The organism is Acinetobacter sp. A2 (genome assembly GCF_048537555.1).
GTDB lineage: Bacteria > Pseudomonadota > Gammaproteobacteria > Pseudomonadales > Moraxellaceae > Acinetobacter.
Window position 1 is genome coordinate 283953 of sequence record NZ_CP183239.1, and the last position, 18726, is coordinate 302678.

General features: G+C 41.2%; 17 protein-coding genes and 1 pseudogene. 9 read left to right on the top strand and 9 right to left on the bottom strand.

The window, feature by feature from the left end:
• Nucleotides 1–64 precede the first annotated feature (64 nt).
• The 3 genes from ACNS8M_RS01275 to ACNS8M_RS01285 form a co-directional block, all read right to left on the bottom strand.
• On the bottom strand, nucleotides 65–1579 hold the full coding sequence (locus ACNS8M_RS01275) for a hypothetical protein (RefSeq protein WP_168541305.1): 1515 nt from the start codon (nucleotides 1577–1579) through the stop codon (nucleotides 65–67).
• 10 nt (nucleotides 1580–1589) lie between these two features.
• The gene (locus ACNS8M_RS01280) at nucleotides 1590–1769 is read right to left on the bottom strand and encodes a hypothetical protein (protein ID WP_168417609.1); all 180 of its coding nucleotides are present in this window, start codon (nucleotides 1767–1769) and stop codon (nucleotides 1590–1592) included.
• A 345-nt stretch (nucleotides 1770–2114) separates the two neighbouring features.
• Nucleotides 2115–2279, bottom strand: a complete 165-nt coding sequence (locus tag ACNS8M_RS01285) for a hypothetical protein (protein ID WP_168525161.1) — start codon at nucleotides 2277–2279, stop codon at nucleotides 2115–2117.
• 373 nt (nucleotides 2280–2652) lie between these two features.
• Between ACNS8M_RS01285 and ACNS8M_RS01290 the strand changes: the two genes are divergently transcribed.
• Nucleotides 2653–2853 carry a dodecin family protein gene (locus ACNS8M_RS01290; RefSeq protein ID WP_168417607.1) on the top strand — a complete coding sequence of 67 codons (201 nt, stop codon included), beginning with the start codon at nucleotides 2653–2655 and terminating at the stop codon, nucleotides 2851–2853.
• A 102-nt stretch (nucleotides 2854–2955) separates the two neighbouring features.
• Here ACNS8M_RS01290 and ACNS8M_RS01295 read toward each other — a convergent pair whose 3' ends face one another.
• The gene (locus tag ACNS8M_RS01295) at nucleotides 2956–3657 is read right to left on the bottom strand and encodes a DsbA family oxidoreductase (protein ID WP_168525163.1); all 702 of its coding nucleotides are present in this window, start codon (nucleotides 3655–3657) and stop codon (nucleotides 2956–2958) included.
• A gap of 207 nt (nucleotides 3658–3864) precedes the next feature.
• On the opposite strand from ACNS8M_RS01295, the gene ACNS8M_RS01300 reads away from it, so the two are divergent.
• Together ACNS8M_RS01300 and ACNS8M_RS01305 are read left to right on the top strand one after the other, a co-directional pair.
• Nucleotides 3865–4614, top strand: a complete 750-nt coding sequence (locus tag ACNS8M_RS01300; protein WP_168525165.1) for a hypothetical protein — start codon at nucleotides 3865–3867, stop codon at nucleotides 4612–4614.
• Between the two features lie 113 nt (nucleotides 4615–4727).
• On the top strand, nucleotides 4728–5000 hold the full coding sequence (locus ACNS8M_RS01305) for a hypothetical protein (RefSeq protein WP_168417604.1): 273 nt from the start codon (nucleotides 4728–4730) through the stop codon (nucleotides 4998–5000).
• A gap of 128 nt (nucleotides 5001–5128) precedes the next feature.
• Here ACNS8M_RS01305 and fadA read toward each other — a convergent pair whose 3' ends face one another.
• On the bottom strand, nucleotides 5129–6301 hold the full coding sequence (gene fadA, locus ACNS8M_RS01310) for an acetyl-CoA C-acyltransferase FadA (RefSeq protein ID WP_168417603.1): 1173 nt from the start codon (nucleotides 6299–6301) through the stop codon (nucleotides 5129–5131).
• A 12-nt stretch (nucleotides 6302–6313) separates the two neighbouring features.
• The gene (gene fadB / locus ACNS8M_RS01315; RefSeq protein WP_168541309.1) at nucleotides 6314–8467 is read right to left on the bottom strand and encodes a fatty acid oxidation complex subunit alpha FadB; all 2154 of its coding nucleotides are present in this window, start codon (nucleotides 8465–8467) and stop codon (nucleotides 6314–6316) included.
• A gap of 481 nt (nucleotides 8468–8948) precedes the next feature.
• On the opposite strand from fadB, the pseudogene lpxO reads away from it, so the two are divergent.
• Together lpxO and ACNS8M_RS01325 are read left to right on the top strand one after the other, a co-directional pair.
• Nucleotides 8949–9885: pseudogene (gene lpxO, locus ACNS8M_RS01320) on the top strand (lipid A hydroxylase LpxO).
• Nucleotides 9886–10000: 115 nt separating this feature from the next.
• The gene (locus ACNS8M_RS01325; protein WP_168541311.1) at nucleotides 10001–10417 is read left to right on the top strand and encodes a PH domain-containing protein; all 417 of its coding nucleotides are present in this window, start codon (nucleotides 10001–10003) and stop codon (nucleotides 10415–10417) included.
• A 90-nt stretch (nucleotides 10418–10507) separates the two neighbouring features.
• Here ACNS8M_RS01325 and ACNS8M_RS01330 read toward each other — a convergent pair whose 3' ends face one another.
• Nucleotides 10508–11572: an AAA family ATPase gene (locus tag ACNS8M_RS01330; RefSeq protein WP_168541313.1), complete on the bottom strand. Its 1065-nt coding sequence runs from the start codon at nucleotides 11570–11572 to the stop codon at nucleotides 10508–10510.
• A 185-nt stretch (nucleotides 11573–11757) separates the two neighbouring features.
• Between ACNS8M_RS01330 and uvrC the strand changes: the two genes are divergently transcribed.
• From uvrC to pgsA, 3 genes are all read left to right on the top strand, one after another.
• Complete coding sequence (uvrC, locus tag ACNS8M_RS01335; RefSeq protein WP_168541315.1) at nucleotides 11758–13557, top strand: excinuclease ABC subunit UvrC; 1800 nt, start codon at nucleotides 11758–11760, stop codon at nucleotides 13555–13557.
• Between the two features lie 132 nt (nucleotides 13558–13689).
• Nucleotides 13690–14484 (top strand): thioesterase family protein, encoded by a 795-nt coding sequence (locus ACNS8M_RS01340; RefSeq protein WP_168460421.1) that lies wholly within the window; start codon nucleotides 13690–13692, stop codon nucleotides 14482–14484.
• A gap of 105 nt (nucleotides 14485–14589) precedes the next feature.
• The gene (pgsA, locus tag ACNS8M_RS01345) at nucleotides 14590–15177 is read left to right on the top strand and encodes a CDP-diacylglycerol--glycerol-3-phosphate 3-phosphatidyltransferase (RefSeq protein WP_168460419.1); all 588 of its coding nucleotides are present in this window, start codon (nucleotides 14590–14592) and stop codon (nucleotides 15175–15177) included.
• 59 nt (nucleotides 15178–15236) lie between these two features.
• Here the strand turns inward: pgsA and ACNS8M_RS01350 are convergent, their stop codons facing one another.
• Nucleotides 15237–17039: an ABC transporter ATP-binding protein gene (locus ACNS8M_RS01350; RefSeq protein WP_168541317.1), complete on the bottom strand. Its 1803-nt coding sequence runs from the start codon at nucleotides 17037–17039 to the stop codon at nucleotides 15237–15239.
• A 146-nt stretch (nucleotides 17040–17185) separates the two neighbouring features.
• Here ACNS8M_RS01350 and ACNS8M_RS01355 point away from each other — a divergent pair, with 146 nt between their 5' ends.
• Nucleotides 17186–17803, top strand: a complete 618-nt coding sequence (locus ACNS8M_RS01355) for an alpha-ketoglutarate-dependent dioxygenase AlkB family protein (RefSeq protein WP_168541319.1) — start codon at nucleotides 17186–17188, stop codon at nucleotides 17801–17803.
• 35 nt (nucleotides 17804–17838) lie between these two features.
• Here the strand turns inward: ACNS8M_RS01355 and ACNS8M_RS01360 are convergent, their stop codons facing one another.
• Nucleotides 17839–18621: an IclR family transcriptional regulator gene (locus ACNS8M_RS01360; RefSeq protein ID WP_168541321.1), complete on the bottom strand. Its 783-nt coding sequence runs from the start codon at nucleotides 18619–18621 to the stop codon at nucleotides 17839–17841.
• Between the last annotated feature and the right edge of the window lie 105 nt (nucleotides 18622–18726).

Below are 18726 nucleotides of genomic sequence, written 5' to 3' on the forward strand. Positions count from 1 at the left end.
CTGTCAGATAAAAGCAAGCCCTAGCTACAAAATCATAATACAAAGGTTTATTTGAGTATCTGTTTTAGTTTTCTTGATGCATTTGAATCGCTTGGCAGAGTTGTAACGCATCAATGGGTTGTTGTAATTGTGAAATGATTTTTTGAATCATTTGCCAGCTAATACCGTGTTGACGGTCAAGTAGGATATGCGGAACGGCTTGCTCTGTGCGTGAGAGCTGCAAGCGCTTTTGCCCATGAATCAGGCGATTTTTTTGGCGCTCTTTCAATAAAATTAATGGCGTCTGACTTTGTGCTTCACTTTCTTCAAACTGAATAAATTTTGTGGCGTGAACATGTTGTACCGGAATAAAAGGAAAATAATTTTCTTGTTGCCAGACCACTTGTGCAGTATGGCTATAACATTCAAATAAACGATCAAAGTCAAATAAATGAGACTGTAGTTTTTCCCAAGATATTTCACGGACTGCAGCAAGTTCATGTTCAAACTGATCACAAAAACTGCGCATCAGCCGAATGGCCTGCATTTGATCTAAAGCACCAAGCAAGACCACATATTTGACGAATTTCCCATGAAGATCGGTTTGTTCAGCTACATAGACAGCACGAGCCAAAACCTGTTGTTGATCTTCTTCTGGCGTAGACAGATGCACCACTACATCGGCATATTGAGTGAGTTCAGGAACTTCGGGAACAAACACCCGATATAGCTCAGCGGATTCGTTTTGCACTAAGTTTAATGCGGAAATTGGGCAATCATATTGATTTAATTGCAAAATTTTTACTTTATTTGAGCTTGGTTTTACAATTGCTGTAGCTTGAGCAGTACTCAGTAAGGCTGATGTGGTATCAGTGCTATTGTTTGCTTCGCTTACTATTGGCGTCGCCATAACTTGATTTTCAATAGGCTCAAGTGCCATTTCTGGCGGGCTATCTTCCGTAGGCTCTATTTGCAGAGAGTCAGCCTTAGAGACAAGTGTAGGTTCTATGATCAGATCAAAACTAATTATGTTCTCCGTTGTGCTACTTGTATCTACTTCTGTCACAGCCACGGGTGGTAGAACTTGTGGTATCTGTTGCTCTGCTACTTGTAATTGAGTAAGTTGTGCCGCTTGGTTCAGTTCAGCATCTGTTTTTAGGCAGTTGTATTGTTGCTGTTGTTCTAACAGCCAGCGATACGTCTGTTCTAAATCTTGAAATTCACTCAGTAATGCGCTGCGATGTTCTGCAGGAATTAACCAAATTTGCCAACCTGTACGGGCGTGATACAGCATCGCCCAGCCAGACTCAGGTTGTTGATACAGTGCAGTTTCCAATGCTTCAACTTGAGTAAATATCCCGCGGAAAGACTGTGCATATAAGCTTTGTTGTGCAAATTCTTGCGCCGTCTGAATAGGATCAAGCTGTGTTTTAAACGCGAGCAATTGTTTTTGAAAAACAGGTTCATCACAACGCATAAAAATTTCTTTGATGCGTGTTTTAGCTTTGGCTGTTTCGTACAGACTTAATTTTTTAAGCGATAACGCACTGGTTAAATCATGTAATTCTTTAATAAGCAGTGATTTTTCTAATGTATTCATAGATGCACACTTAAATATGTTGTTGCGCTTTTTCTAAATAGCTGGCTAAGACGATATTCAAGGCCAACTCGATCAGTTTATATTCAGCCGATTGTGGTTGAGGGTAGCGCTTGGCTAACTCAACCAAATGATTCACATCAATGTCTTGTGGTGAAATTTTCTTTTGTATAAGTGCTTGAAGTTGTTGCATAGGCATTGGCTAAAGCAATGAAAACAAATCAGTTTAATTATAGGCATTTAATAAAAAAATACATGCAAAAAATTGTCAGCTTTTGTGCTTTTTTTGACATTATTGACAAAAAGTGCGGTGTTTCTATAACAAATATTGAAAATTTTCTGAGACTGAATGCAAAGCATGGCTTTAAAAAGCCAATTTGAACTTAAATAGGATGAGATTTAACTTATATTCAGTTTGAAAGCAGCTCTCTTTTATTTCACTCAGCATATAAAAAAAGCAGCTGATGACAGCTGCTTTTTGGGAGAGAAAAGAATGGGAGATAAAATGGTTTGTTACGCCATGCAGTAACTAGAAAACTTAGGCTGCTTTCTTGTCTGCTGTTTCTGAGGTTGCTGCTTCAGAAGCAACGGTTTCAGTCGCAGCTTTTTTTGTAGGAAAATCGGGTACATGTACAATTTGAGCTGAAACATTTGCAGCCATAGCCAAAATTGAAACCACTAAAACAGATTTAAGCATATTCATGAGAATGTCCATTCAACATTTCTATGTCTATACATAGAAAGGGGAGGTGAGGGAGATAAAGTGAAATAAAAAATTCACATGAATCATAACAAAGTTTGAAATTTACAAAATGATCGTTTCGGCAATTTTTATAAAAATAACAATATAAAACAATGTATTAGAGTTTTAACTCTAGTTTTTAGTGCTGCTTTAAGTGATTGAGATATTAACAAAATTCAATTTTAAGCAAATGTAATAACAGAAAATTTATGTCAATTTTTGGCACTGTGAAAACATGTAATGTTTTGGCTGTGATTGGTTAAACAATAGCAAAAATGCTGCATTTTTATTCTATGATGAATCTGCAATAACGATAAAGGACAGTGAGACCATCATGGCAATTGCAAAAGTAGTAGAAGTTAATTCAAGTAGTGCAAAAAGTTTTGAAGATGCCATTCAGACAGGCATCGCCAAAGTGACGGAAACGGTTAAGAATGTCCAAGGTGCTTGGATTAATGAACAAAAAGTGGTGATTAAAGACAATAAAATTACTGAATATCGTGTAAATTTAAAAATTAGCTTTTTGGTTGAATAATATTTAAATCGCTTAAAAGCACAAAAAAATCCCGTTTCGGGATTTTTTTGTAGGTCTAAGTTTTTAGAAATAGCGCTATTTAGCATAGCCTATATTTCATACTTAAGCTTTAGGCTCAGGCAAATCACACTGTTCGCTATCACAGCTTGCAGCATCTTCAATGTCTAGATTTTGTGCTGTTTCTAAGGCTTTTTGCATGACTTGCAAAAACACTTCACGGGGTTGTGCACCTGCCAAAGCAATACGTTGATCAAATACAAAAAATGGTACACCTGTGACTTTCAATTGATCACGGGCAACTTCTTGGTCAAATTTAACAAAATCTGCATACTCATCTGAATTGAGCACATCATCCACTTCTACGGGATTTAGACCAATTCGTGCTGCCACATCTTCCAGTGTTTCACGCTCACCAATAGCAAGACCTTGCGTCATATAACTATAGAAAAACGCTTCTTTGGCTTCATTGCCCAAGCCCTTACTTTGCGCCAAATGCACCAAGCGATGTGCGTTAAAGGTATTGCCTGAATTGGCATTTTCCCATTGAAAGTCAATGCCTTCAGCTTTGGCCATTTCAGCAATATTGCGTTGCATGTCTTCAACTTCGGCTACACTACGACCATATTTTTGTGCCAAGCGTTCAGAATTGGAAACTTCCTGACGAGGTGGGGCATCTGGATCAAGTTCAAAACTGTGCCAGTGCACTTCTAATTCCACACCTGCCTCTTGAGCTGCAGCTTCTAAACGTTTTTTCCCGATGTAGCAAAAAGGGCAAACAATATCTGACCAAATATCAACGCGCATGAAAAATCTCAAATTCTATTTTTTACTAAGATGGGGATGCTGTACAAAATTTAAAGCAGCAAGTTAAAGGAAACTTGTTTTTGAGTGTCTGGTCAAATAGAAATTGGTATATTCCAATAGCTTAGTAATAAAATAAGTATGAAATCTATACAAATGTGATGGGCTTCACGGTAAGATAAAGCAAATATTAAAAATAAGAGGGCACTCATGCGACGGATAGTGCTAATCATTGGATGTGTAACGGTTATTATTTTTGGGTGGATGTTTTATCAATACAGCAGTCAGCAAAAACAAGTGACGCAATTACACGCCTATCAAAACGTGATTTATGAAAAAGCGGAACAGATTTTTGTACAGGCACAGGATTGGTCTAAACCGATTCAGATTAATGTACAAGACTCACGCTTAGAGGGTGATTATCAGGTCATGGCCAGTTTTGTGCTGAGCCATATGGTACAAAGTGCTGAAGCTAGAAATAGCTATTTGCGTGAACTCAAAGCTTTAAATTGGGATCAGTTTTTAGATCCACAGCGTTTGGCTGAAGATAAAAAACAGGACTATGCTGACACCGAAGCCATGCTGGCACAAGTACGTGCTATGGTGGAATTGTATCAGGAGCATTTAGAACAACATGAAGCAATGGCATTGGAGCAAATTGAGGCCTTGCCCATTGACAACAGTTTACGCCGTCATTTGGCAGAATCTTTAATTGAAAGCCGCCATAATGATCAGGGACATGCTTTGTATGAGTTGGAAAAACAGAACTTGGGCAAAGCTTATGTGTTATTTGCCATTTTAAAAAATAATAAATGGGAGCTGAAAAATAAGACTTTCATGTTTTATGAAGATGCACCATTAAAAGAATTTAATACAGTTTATCAAGAAATTGTGCAATTAAATCACCAAATGCAGCAAATCAGTCAGCATCATCAACGTGCTTTGCAAGCCAAGTTATAGTGCAGTTGTTTTAAACACTTACATCAAATTGTCAAAAGAATGTCATCTGCTGTTCAACTGTCTTGCCTAGACTGAGCCTGTTGATTTAACAGCTTGGTATAGGCAGGTTTGAGATGAACAACATTCAAGTCTTTGATGACATTCAACAACTGTATTTACAATTTCTAGAAAATAGAAACTACCCTAAACTGGAAAACTTAAATAATTGGGGAAAAAACCGTTTCTTTTTCAATCAGCACTTTCATTTGATTGAAGACTGGCATCAAACTGAACAAATCGTGATTGAATTTAATCAGCAATATTACTGTCTAGATACAGGTAGTGCGCCAGACTTTATGGATAAAGACCGTTATATGACTTGGTTGATGGGGGAGTTGCTGATTTAGTTGCGTGATCAAGCATTTATATTCAAATATAACTATGCAAAAGAATAAAATCTTAAAATTATAAATTCTGAAAACAATAAAATAAAAATCCCCGCATATTGCGAGGATTTTTTATTGCTTAAAACAAATTACACACGTTCAATAATGGTCGCGATACCTTGACCAAGACCGATACACATGGTCGCAAGACCGATTTGCGTATCTTGTTGTTCCATTACGTTTAACAACGTAGTGGTAATACGCGCACCTGAACAGCCCAATGGGTGACCGAGTGCAATTGCACCGCCGTTCAAGTTAACAAGGTCTTGCTTGTCATAAATGCCTAAGCCTTTCAGTACAGACAAACCTTGTGCAGCAAATGCTTCGTTTAATTCAAAAGTTTGAATGTCGGCAATTGATAAGCCTGCACGCTTCAGTGCTTTTTGCGTTGCAGGTACAGGGCCGTAACCCATGATAGCTGCATCACAGCCTGCAACTGCCATAGAGCGAATCACAGCACGTGGTTTTAAACCTAAAGCTTGTGCACGTTCAGCAGACATAAGTAGCATTGCAGATGCACCATCAGACAATGCTGAAGATGTTGCTGCAGTTACTGTACCGCCTTTCGGATCAAATACAGGGCGTAACGCTTGGAATGCTTCAAGGTTGGCATCAGGACGAATTACCTCGTCAATGTCGCAAAGCTGTTTAAAGCCGTTTGCGTCATGACCTTCAATGCCAATGATTTCGTTTTTAAAACGACCTTCCTGCGTTGCAGCCCAAGCACGGCGGTGAGATTCCACACCAAACGCATCTTGCTCTTCACGCGAAATACCATTCATACGGCCCAACATTTCAGCAGTTAAGCCCATCATGTTAGATGCTTTGGCATAGTGCTTAGATGCAGCAGGGTTGATGTCGATACCGTGCATCATGCCTACGTGGCCCATGTGCTCTACACCACCAATGATGAAAATATCACCTTGATTAGTTGCAATTTGTGCCGCAGCCGTGTGGATGGCTTGCATTGAAGAGCCGCACAGACGGTTTACAGTTTGACCTGCAACAGTTTTTGGAAGATCAGCCAATAACGCAATATTACGGCCAATGTTCATGCCTTGTTCTAGGGTTTGGTTGACACAGCCCCAGATCACATCTTCAACTTCGTTAACATCAAACTGGTTACGAGCAACTAAAGCACGAACCAATTCAGCCGATAGGCTGTCAGCACGTACATTGCGGAACATACCGTTTTTGGTTTTACCCATTGCTGAACGTACGCCATCAACGATGACAACGTCACGTGGATTTAAAGTAGCCATTCACGTTGCTCCTTAACCGTAGAATTTTTTGTTGTTAGCAGCCATGTCACGCAACATTTGTGGCGCTTCATAAGCTTTTCCTAAGTGTGCATATTTGTCGCAAAGTGCAACGTATTCAGCAACACCTGTTTGGTCGATGTAACGGCATGGACCACCGCGGAATGGAGGGAAACCTACACCCATAATCATGGCCATATCTGCTTCAGATGGTGTTGCCACAATGTTGTCTTCTAAGCAACGAACAGTTTCGTTACAGAAAGCCAGCATCATACGGTCAATGATTTCTTGTGCATCAAATTCACGTTTTTCAGCAGTTGCAACAGATGCCACAAGCTCGTATGCAGTTGGATCAACCACTTTGGCTTTTTTGCCTTTGCGGTCCAATTCATATTTGTAGAAACCAACGTCATTCTTTTGACCAAGACGTTTGTTTTCGTACATGACTTGGATTGAGCCTTTATAGTCAGGCTTCATGCGGTCAGGGAAACCTTCAGCCATAACTTCTGCACCGTGAACGCCCGTGTCAATACCGACCACGTCCATTAAGTATGCAGGACCCATTGGCCAGCCGAATTTTTCCATGACTTTGTCGACTTGTTGGAAGTCTGCACCGTCTTTAAGTAATAAGTCGAATGCACCGAAGTAAGGGAACAATACGCGGTTTACCAAGAAGCCTGGGCAGTCGTTTACAACAATTGGTGTTTTACCCATTTTTTGAGCAAGAACAACAGTGGTAGCAATCGCTTCAGCAGAAGTTTTTTCACCACGGATCACTTCAACCAATGGCATCATGTGCACTGGGTTAAAGAAGTGCATACCGACGAAGTTTTCAGGACGCTCTAGGTTTTCAGCCAAACGTGTGATTGAAATGGTCGATGTATTCGATGCAATAATCGTGTTTTCACGTACTTTAGATTCAGTTTCTTTGAGTACAATGCCTTTGATTTTTGGATTTTCCGTCACGGCTTCAATCACGATATCCACTTCTTTAAACTCGTCGTAGCTTAAAGTTGGGCGGATGCGTGCCAAAGTTTCACCCATTTTTGCAGGGGTTAACTTTTTGCGTTCAACTTGTTTGGTCAATAAGCCATTGGCTTCTTTCATACCCAAAGCAAGTTGAGGATTACCAATGTCTTTCATGATGATTGGTGTGCCTTTGCTTGCCGCTTGGTAAGCAATACCACCACCCATGATACCCGCGCCTAGCACAGCCGCTTGGTTGACAGGGTGTGCACCTTTTTCATATTTCTTAGAAGTTTTCTTCACCACTTGGTCGTTGATGAATAAACCAATCAACGCACCTGCTTGTGGTGTTACAGCCGCTTTAGCAAAGCCTTCAGCTTCAGCTTTAAGTGCTTCGTTACGTGGTAAACTTGCACCGGCTTGTAAAGAATCAAGCATCAATTTTGGCGCAGGGTATTGTGCAGGGTTTGCTTTTGCCAGTACCGCACCTTTTGCTGTGTTGAACGCCATCATTTGTTCAAGTGGGTTCAATTTAACAGGGTCTAATTTTTCCTGACGTTTTGCTTTCCAGTCCAAACGACCTGCAATGGCTTGTTTAACCAAGTCAAGCGCAGCATCTTGCAATTTGTCTGCAGCAACTACGGCATCTACAGCACCATCTTTGAGTGCTGCATCTGGACGTTTAGGGTTCGCCATTGCCATCCATTCAACGGCATTGTCGATACCAATAACGCGGCTTAAACGTACCGTACCACCAAAGCCTGGGAAAATACCCAGTTTAATTTCTGGTAAGCCCACTTGTGCTTGGTCAGACATCACACGGTAGTCACATACCAAACACATTTCAAAGCCACCGCCCAATGCCATACCATTGATTGCAGCAACTTTAGGAACTTCTAAATCTTCAAAAGCATTGAAGATGTCGTGAACAGGCAATGCCCAATCCACAATTGCTTGTTCGCCTTGAGCGAAGTTTGCACCAAATTCGGTGATGTCTGCACCTACGATGAAGGTCGATTTAGCTGAAGTGACAATTAAACCTTTTACTTCGCTGTTTGCTTTAACAGCTTCAATTGCAGCTTTAAAGTCTTCAATCGTTGCACGGTTAAATTTGTTGACCGACTCACCTTGTAAGTCAAAGCGGAATTCTGCAATTCCGTCCGAAAGCATTTGGACGGTAATGGCATTGCCAGCGTGGATCATGCCTGATCTCCTTTATTTTGGAGGACTTCTAAGTTGATGTTATGAAGCGTGTGCGATAGTCCTGCACACATATATGCCTCGCTAATCTTACGATAACTATATCGAAAAAAAATATAGCAAGTTGTATCAAGCCGTGACGCAAGGGTCATGATTTTTATCGCAGCATTGAATTGCTTTTTGACCTAATTTTAAAACTGTTTTTTTAAAGTTCTATGAAAGTGTTTGTTTTCTATTTTATTTTTAATTTTGAACAGTCGCAGGTGAATCCTTGAAAAGCTTAAAAATAATACAGTATTGCGATGCTATTTTCGGCAGAAAAGTCAATTCACGGTAATTCCAGCAAAACTTTGAGCAGTATCTGTAGAAAAAATTAGCAGCTGCAATGCTGTGTTCTATTTTTGGATATGACCGCTTGCGGCAAATTGGCTAAAATATTCGGCATTTTAAATTTTGAGTTGTGTTCAACAACTTTGGTTGTTCTATGTTGAAGTGGATTATTTTGGCGATTTTTATCGCTTCAGCGTTGTATATTCAACAGCGTGGTAAGGTGCGTCATAGTTTTTATCGTCAGTTCTTTGACCATTCTACGATTTTGGCACCGATTAACTATTTAATGTATCTGTTTTCAAAAGTGCCGAATCAACCGTATATCGACACGCAGTACTTTCAAGATTTAAAAGTACTGGACGAAAATTGGGAAATGATTCGTGATGAAGCCAAGGCTCTGTATGAGCAGGGTGGCATTAAAGCCTCAAGTACCTACGATGACTTGGGTTTTAACTCATTCTTTAAAACAGGCTGGATGCGCTTTTATTTAAAATGGTATGACTCGGCACATCCATCTGCAGCAGAATTATGCCCAAAAACCACAGCTTTATTAAAAACCTTGCCAAGCATTATTAAAAACCTTGCCAAGCATTAAGGCAGCCATGTTTACCGAGCTTGCACCTGACAGTCGCTTGGTGCGCCATCGTGACCCGTACGCAGGTTCATTGCGTTACCATTTGGGACTGATGACACCAAATGACGCGCGCTGCTTTATTGATGTAGATGGTGAGCGCTATTCATGGCGTGATGGTGAAAGTGTGGTGTTTGATGAAACCTATATTCACTATGCCGAAAATGGCACTGATCAAAACCGTATTATTTTCTTTGCCGATGTTGAGCGTCCGTTAAAATCGCGCTTGATGCAAAAGTTTAATCACTGGTTTGGTAAGAATGTCATGACTGCAGCCAGTTCTCCAAATGAAGCCGGTGACCAAACGGGCGGCTTAAATAAAGTCTTTGGTTATGTTTACCAAGTGCGTTTAAAAGCCAAAGCTTTAAAGGCCAGAAATAGCCGTTTGTATTACTTTCTAAAATGGTTTTTGATGTTAGGTATTTTCTTCCTAATTTTTATTCGTCCTTATCTGTTTTAAATCATCACAACGCCTTTCGGGGCGTTTTTTTATGGCATTTTTCCATAATTTTAGCGTCAAGCTTCAATTTCACGCTGCTTTTATGTATAGAATGAAGCAACTTAGGGGAAAATTTATGCAAACGTTTCGTTCTAAAAAAGATTGGTGGGTCTTGGCCTTTGTGATTTGTATGTCAGGCTTATTAATTCAATTATTGCTGACCATGTATGCCAAAGGCACGATGCCTGCATTTCCAGTACATACGGGGGTATATATCATCACAATTTTTGTGTTGTGGTGGCCTATTTTTAATACTCGCTATCAGGTCGATGCAGAACGCTTGCAGATTCGCTGTATGTTTTTAAAGTGGGATATTCCACGTGCCAATATTCAGAGAATATCTAAAACCAATAATTCTGTGGCATCACCCGCCTTATCTTTAAAACGTTTAAAAATTGATTATGTGCAAGCAGGGCAGTCAAAATTTGTCTTGGTTTCGCCTAAAGATCAAGCCAAGTTTAGTCAGGCATTGGGAATAGAAATTATTGACTAATCTACAGAATTTGAAAGTATCGCCCCATACACATCACGATATATAAATGTCAAAGCATTGAGGATGAGCATTATCATCCTCAACCAAAGATCAATCTATTTGAATGTGTAATGCGCCTGCGTTGCAATCCAGACACAGCTTTGTCCGTTCTGGGTGGCTTAAAAAATACAACGCTAAAATGGGTTCTAGCTCGGTACGGATTTTGCGCCCCAAATGCCGAGCGCCGTAACGAATATCATGCCCCTGATAAAAATATGCTTTGGCTGCAGCTGTCAGCTGAACTTGGCGCTGTTGATGTTGCAGGCGATGATTTAATTTTTCCAACTCAATTTCAACCAGTTGAGGTAAAGCATCGGCAGATACAGCCTGATAATGCAAGCTGCGGTCAATCCGATTTAAAAATTCAGGGTCAAATCTGCGTTGCATGACTTTTTCAATGATTCGTTGAGTTGGCATGCGTGTTAGGCACAGTTGCTGCAGCTTTTGCGGCAACAAATTTAGTTTATCCAAGTATTGCTGTGCAGCCTGTGCCCCCACATTGCTGGTCATAAAAATCATGCAATTGCGAAAGTCGATGGTTTTGGTGCCTGCGGTCAACGTCAGTTTGCCTGTATCCAATACATTCATTAAGCCACGGAGTACTTCAGTTGACGCTTTTTCCAGTTCATCAAACAGCATAATGCCTGGACGGGTATGTGAGCCTGCAATGGCTGTTTCGTCAAATAAACTGTGTCCTTCTTTGGAGCCGACGTAACCCGGTGGTGCACCTGTCAGTGCTGCAGCATAATGTTCCTGCGCCAAGGTATTCATATCAATACGGCAGAAAGCATCGGGACGGCCGTAAATGGCTTCAGCTATCAGGCGTACTGTTTCAGTTTTTCCCACACCTGTTGGGCCAAGCATTAAGGTCACAGAAAGTGGTCGTTCTGTGCTGGAAAAATCGGCCTTGACCACATACAGCATTTTTTCAATTTCATTCAGTGCAGCATCTTGTCCAATAATCCGCTGACGCAACAACTGCATGACGTGCGCAGGTTCAAAATGAAAGCGTGGTTGACCAATCAGGCGATCTTTTTCAGAGTTGTGTGGATTAGGACGGGTGGGTTCGGAGGTCGCGGGTTGAATAATATGTAGGCCGTGTTGCGTGGTCGTCATCCTGCACCTTTGTTTTGCTGACAAGATGCCTGAGCATAGCAAACCTTGTGTTGTGAACTAATCGCTTTTAGCACTGAGTTGATTGTTTTTGTGGATAGATCCTGTAATTGGCTACAGGATAAAGCTTGAAAAAGTCAGCTGAAGCATCACATCATGTAGACAATGCAGCGATTATAGGATGACTCGTGAACCCAAACGCACGTGAGCATATTGAGAAAATTTTGGCAAACATGACCCAGTTGCCTGGGGTGTACCGTATGTTGGGTAAAGACGGAGAGTTGTTGTATGTGGGCAAAGCCAAAAACTTAAAAAATCGTGTGTCGAGTTATTTTATTAAGACCATTGAGCATCCGAAAACTCAAGCCTTGGTTGCACGTATTTATGATATTGAAACTTTGGTGGTGCGTTCGGAAACTGAGGCCTTATTGCTTGAACAAAATCTGATTAAGCTGCATCGCCCACCGTACAATATTATGCTGCGTGATGATAAGTCTTATGTTTACATTTTTGTTTCAGCAGATCAGCCATACCCGCGTATTGCCAGTGGACGTGGCAAAGGCAAGCATCAGGTCGGGAAGTTTTTTGGGCCTTATCCGAGTGCCTATAATGCTCGTGATACTTTGGTGGTGTTACAAAAGTTGTTTAATGTGCGGCAGTGCGAAAATAGTTATTTTGCCCAGCGGCAGCGCCCATGTTTGCAATATCAGATCAAGCGTTGTTCGGCGCCGTGTGTGGGACTCATTTCACCTGAAGAATATAAAGAAGATGTCAATAATTCGATCCGTTTTTTACAGGGCGACAGTAAAGAGCTGAATCAGCAATTGATTAGCAAAATGGAAGCCGCTGCCGAAGCATTGGAGTTTGAAAAAGCGGTCTTTTACCGTGACCGTATGGCATTGCTACGTGATGTGCAGGCACAGCAAGCCATTTACAAACTCAAAGGTGAGGCCGATATTATTGCCATTGCATATCAGGCAGGGGTGACCTGCGTGCAAATTATGCATGTGCGAAATGGCAAAATGCTGGGTGGGAAAAGTTATTTTCCAGACATGCTAGGTGATGATTTAGGGCAAATGCTGGCCGACTTTATTGCCAACTTTTACTTTCAGGTGGCCGATGAAATTCCAGCTGAATTGATTGTGAATGTGGATGTAGCAGATTGCAAAGAGCTAGAACAAGCCTTACAGCAACACTTCGATAAAAAAGTCCAGATTAAGCATAAGGTGCGTGAAACCCGTGCCGAGTGGCAAGAGCTGGCGCAAATGAATGTGCAGCATGCCATTAAAGGTAAACTGGCCAATCATTTTGAATTAAATGAGCGTTTTTATCAACTTGAGCAAGTGGTTGGACGGCCTATTGATCGAATTGAATGTTTTGATATTTCACACACTATGGGCGAAGACACGGTGGCATCTTGTGTGGTGTTTGACAGTGGCGGCATTCGCAAACGTGATTATCGACAATTTTCCATTCAGGATATTCAGGCGGGAGATGATTATGCCGCCATGCGTCAAGCACTGACCCGCCGTTATAAAAAAGCCATGTTGCCCGATTTATTGCTGATTGATGGCGGCAAAGGGCAGTTGAATATGGCGATGGAAGTCATGCAGGAATTAGGGCTAGATGCCTTTATGATAGGGGTGTCTAAAGGTGAAGGACGTAAACCTGGGTTAGAAACCCTACATTTTACCGATGGCAATAAAATTCAGTTGCCTGAAGATCATAAAGCCTTGCATCTGATTCAGCAGGTACGTGATGAAGCACACCGTTTTGCGATTACCAAACATCGTGCCAAACGTGATAAAAAGCGTGGTTCATCGGTACTGGAAGTGATTCCGGGTTTAGGGCCAAAACGCCGTCGTGATTTGCTCACGCATTTTGGTGGCATTCAAGGGGTACTTAAAGCCTCTGAAAAAGAGCTGACCTTAGTGCCAGGACTGGGCGAGGTGATGGCACGTACTATTTATAAAGTGCTGCATGAGTGATGGTTTTATCCATAAAAGCAGTATTTCTGCAAAGGTAAATAGCAAAAAAGCGCATTGACTCTGCCGTCATTGAACATTCACATCCAATCGAAACGCTGTAATATCGACAACATCATCGCTTAAGGAAAAACCATGTCGTTGCTACAGACCTATCAGGCCATTGCCGAACAAGAATGGATCGATATTCCGCAGGGTTGGTTACAAGGACGCACCATTTATGGTGGGTTGGTGGCAGGCTTGATGATGCAAAAAGCTCAGTATTGTATTGCTGATCCTGAAAAGCGCTTACTCAGTAGCAGCGTGACTTTTGTTGGACCTGTACAACAAGGTCGGGCACGTCTTACAGCTGAAATTCTGCGGCAGGGTAAGTCAGTCACTAGCATTGAGGTGCGTTTGTGGCAGGATGATGCCGTACAAAGCATTTTGATTGCCAGTTTTGGCGTAGCACGTGAATCTAGTATTGTGGTGCAGCAAGAACGTACTGCACCAAACTTTGCACCTGTCAGTGAATTACCCGTCACGCAGCATCACCCCCTAGCACCTGAGTGTTTTCAGCAAATGGATTTGGTCTGGGCAGAAGGGCAATATCCATTCAGTGCCAGCCATAAACCTGATTTTGCAGGGTGGATGCGCTTTAAGCCTGAACAGCACAGCAATCGCGCCATGAATATTGCAGATTTAATGGTGGCATTTGATATGTGGCCACCTGGGGTATTGCCGATGTTTAGTCAACTTGCACCTGCCAGCTCTTTGACGTGGCATGTAACCTATGTCAATCCTTTGCAAAATCAGTTACATGACTGGATGAAATATAAAGTATTTACCGATCATGCCAGTCATGGTTATGCCACCGAATACGCACACCTTTGGGATGAGCAGAATCGTTTGATTGCAATTGCCCGACAGACCATCACCGTGTTTGCCTAGTGACACATTCTGCCATTTCGTATAAAGTGAAGCCTATTCATGATGACAAATCCTCAAAAAACTTGTGAATGAACAGCGTATAGAGGGGAAACATTGGCGGTGTCTATGACAACAGGTCGTATCCTGAACATTCCAAATATATTAACTTTGGCTCGAATCGCCTTGATTCCTGTATTTTTGTTGGTGGCTTATTGGCCGCCTGCAATGGGCGTAAATGGTTACGATGGTGGTATGACACGTCATATTCTGCTGACTTCTATTTTTGTGATCGCTGCTGTTACAGATTGGTTTGATGGCTATTTGGCACGTTCTTTAAATCAGACTTCTGCATTTGGGCGTTTCCTAGACCCTGTAGCAGATAAACTGATGGTGGCTGCGGCATTGATTGTGTTGGTGCAATGGCAACCCACTATTTCTATGGCTTTTGCTGCGATTGTAATTATTTCTCGTGAAATTACTGTATCTGCATTGCGTGAGTGGATGGCCGAATTGGGCGCACGTACAAGTGTGGCCGTGTCTACTGTAGGTAAATACAAAACTGCATTTCAAATGATTGCAATTTCAGTATTTTTATTGAACTGGCAACCTTTAGAAATGTTGGCGTATTTACTGCTTTATACCGCTGTGATTTTAACGCTTTGGTCGATGTTTATTTACTTAAAAGCCGCTTGGCCTTATTTGAAACAGCCTTAAAGCAGGCTTTACACAGAGCTTCCTCATAAAAAAGTGCTTCTATCCTGAAGCACTTTTTATTAGCTATGAGTTTCTTCTTCGGCATCGTCTTCAAAGGTTTTGGCAATTTTTTCAATATTTAAGCTCTTTGCCATCGCATCAAAAATTTCTTTATAGACCCCATTTTGATGATAAAGCGTGTCATGTTCACCATGTTCTGCAATTCTGCCCTCCTTCATGACATAAGTGTAATCGGCATCAATAATTTGCGATAAGCTGTGTGAAATGATGATAACCGTACGTCCCTGTTTGATTTCATCCAGACTTTGCTTGATTTGTTCAGTTGCAATAGCGTCCAGACTTGCAGTGGGTTCATCTAAAAAAATAATTGGCGGATTTTTAAGGAACATTCGAGCCAAGGCAATCCGTTGTTGCTGACCACCAGAAAGCATCAGGGCATCTGCATCATAAGCTTGTGGTAATTGTAAAATTTGTTCGTGAATAGAGGCTTTTTTGGCAGCCTGTATGACATCTTCTAAACTGGCGTCGGTTTTGCCATAACGAATATTTTCAAAAATAGAGCCTTGGAAAATATGATTCTTTTGTAAGACCAAGCCAATATGATCACGTAAATACTGGGTGTCGATCTGTTGTATGTCTATTCCATCGAGTTGAATCGTACCATTTTGTGGTTCATAGAATTTATCTAATAAACTAATCAGAGTCGATTTTCCCGCCCCAGACAAGCCGACCAAAGCGGTAATTTTATTGGGTTGAATCTGCATCTGAATATCTTTGAGTGCATGGTGTCCATTGGGGTAAAAAAAGTTAATGTTTTTGAGGTCAAACTGCCCGCGAATGACTGGCTTTTGTGTACCACTCGGCTCGATTTCATCATCGGCTTCCAGAATTTGGAAGAAGCTTTCTGAATAGATCATGGCATCATTCACTTCATCATAAATACGATGCAATGAACGGATTGGCGCAGAAACGTTGCTAAACAGCAACACGTGATACATGATCATGCCAATGCTCATTTGCCCATCCAAGACAAAATAAGCCGTTAAAATAATGATCAGCACCACCCCAATTTGTTCAATAAAGCTTTTGAGACCATCAAATAAAAAACTGGTTTGGCGGGTTTGCATTTGGTTATGCGTGAGTGTTTTTTGCAGCGTGAGTTGTTTTTCTGCCTCTATACTTTCTCGGTTAAAGGATTTAATCACGGTAATCGAGTTAATGATGCTGAGAATCCCTTGGCTTTTTTTCTCACGTCCATCACGCAAATTACGTCGCCAACTGCCTAACTTTTGCGCTTGCAGATAGGTCAGCCAAAAATAAATCGGAACAATAATTGTAGCGACCAAGCCTACATATACATTGGCATAATACATCAAGCCTAAGGCCACGAATGCACTGGTAAATAGCGGTAAAATATCAATAAAGAAAATTTGGACTAAGCGGGTGAGTGAACCAATCCCGCGGTCTATACGTGTTTGTAATTTGCCTGCTTGGTTGTTGTCTTGATTAAAAAAAGCCAAACGGTAACGTAAAAACTTTTCAATAATGCCTTGAGCTAAATCTTGTGAGACAAAAATACGTAGTTTTTCACCGTAAAACTTCTGCCCAAATTGCACAAAGGCATTGATGATTTCTTTGCCCAGTAAAATTGCTGAAATGGTGATTAAGATATGCCAGCCTGCCGCAAGTCCTTGTCCTGCTTCAATTAAGGCATTAATGCTATCGACTGCATATTGTAAAGTGAGTGCATTGACTTGGGCGGTGAATGAGCCAATTAAGGTCAAAATCAGGGTTGCGACCACCAACATTCGGTAGGGACGAACAAAGGGACGCAATTTCTGAAACAAATTCCATAAATTCATAGGCTGTTATTTTTATAAGCAGGTTTGCTTTAAGTCTAAGGATGAAGCCATCTACTCACAAGCCAAGATCCTGTATCATTTTGTGTGCAATCTTCTCGTTTAACTTTTAAGTTAGATGCTAAATAAAGCTAATTACTGGAACTGCCATGAATCTGGAGTTGTTTGCACCTGAACGATGTGACAATGTGTTGCCTTACGATGGTATTGTTCAGGATTATGGCGTAGTGCTAAGTGCAGAGCATAGCGCACGTTATTTGGAATATTTTTTACAGCATTTGGCATGGCAAGCCGATGAAGGCCTGCTATTTGGTCAGTATTATCGGACACAGCGCCAAGTGGCATGGTATGGCGATGAACAGTATCAATATCGGTATTCGGGTGCTTTAAAGCAAGCTCATGTTTGGCAACCTGCTTTGTGGCGACTAAAACAGCAAGTTGAGCGTTGGGTGGGGCATCCCTTTAATTCGTGTTTGGCAAATTTATATCAAGATGGTACGCAGGGCTTGGGGTGGCATAGTGACGATGAGCCAAATTTAGGAAAAAATGCCGTTATTGCTTCATTGAGTTTTGGTGCAACCCGTAAGTTCAGTTTTAAGCATAAACGTACGGCAAATAAAGTGGAGCTTTTATTGCAGAGTGGTCAGTTGCTCGTGATGCGAGGACAAACACAGCAGCATTGGAAACATGCTTTAATTAAATCGAGTAAAATTTTACAACCCAGAATTAATCTCACGTTTCGCTATTTTCATAGCATTTCTAAATAAGATTATCCTCAGATTAAAATTTTGCCATGCTAGTCCTAGTTCACATCTAGGCCTAAATCTGTATTCAGGGTTTCAACCTGTTTTTCAATTTGTTGGGCATTATCCTGCAAAATTTCAATCAACTTTTGCAAATTCACAAATTCAAAACGGTTTTTTGAAGCCAGCAACGTTAAGGCATAAGGTGCATCTTTAGATGAAAAGCGAATCGGGACAGACAAGCCTGCAATTTCTGCACTCAGTTCGCCATTTGAAAAATAATAGCCTTGTTTTTTAATTTTGCGCATCTGTTGCAAAAAGTCATCTTCATTCTGTGCAAAGTTGACTTGTGCCAATTCAGTAGAAAAACGCTGGTAATAGTCTAAAATTTTTTGCTTGGGCAAGTGCGCCATAATAATTTTAGGGGATGAGCCAACATAGACAGGACGTGGGCAACCACGACCATACGAGAGTAATGGTGTGTCTTTGAAAATTTCATGGTGCACATCAATACACGAATCTTGATTGAGCTGGGTCAGTAAACAGCAAAACTCGGTGCGCTCTGCAATTTTTTTCATAAACGGTGTGCTGATGGTGACCAATGGGTCTGTGGTGCGGGAAATATAATCTAATACCGCAATTTTGGGCCCAAGGGTGTAATCCCCAGATGTACCACTCATGCGTTGCAGTAGTTCTGCAGACACCAATTCTTTTAAATAGCGATAACTGGTGGGCTTAGATAAACCGAGTTCTGCACTAATGGTATCGACATTAATCACAGGACGTGAGGTCGAAAATAAGTCTAAGACCGTGAGAATCTTGCCAAAGCTAGACAGTGCCATGCGGATTTACTCATTCACACCAAAAGAATGATGTTACTTTATATCAAAAAATAGCCGAACAAATAGACTTTTTACAGATGGCTTTAGGCATTCCAGCGATCAATG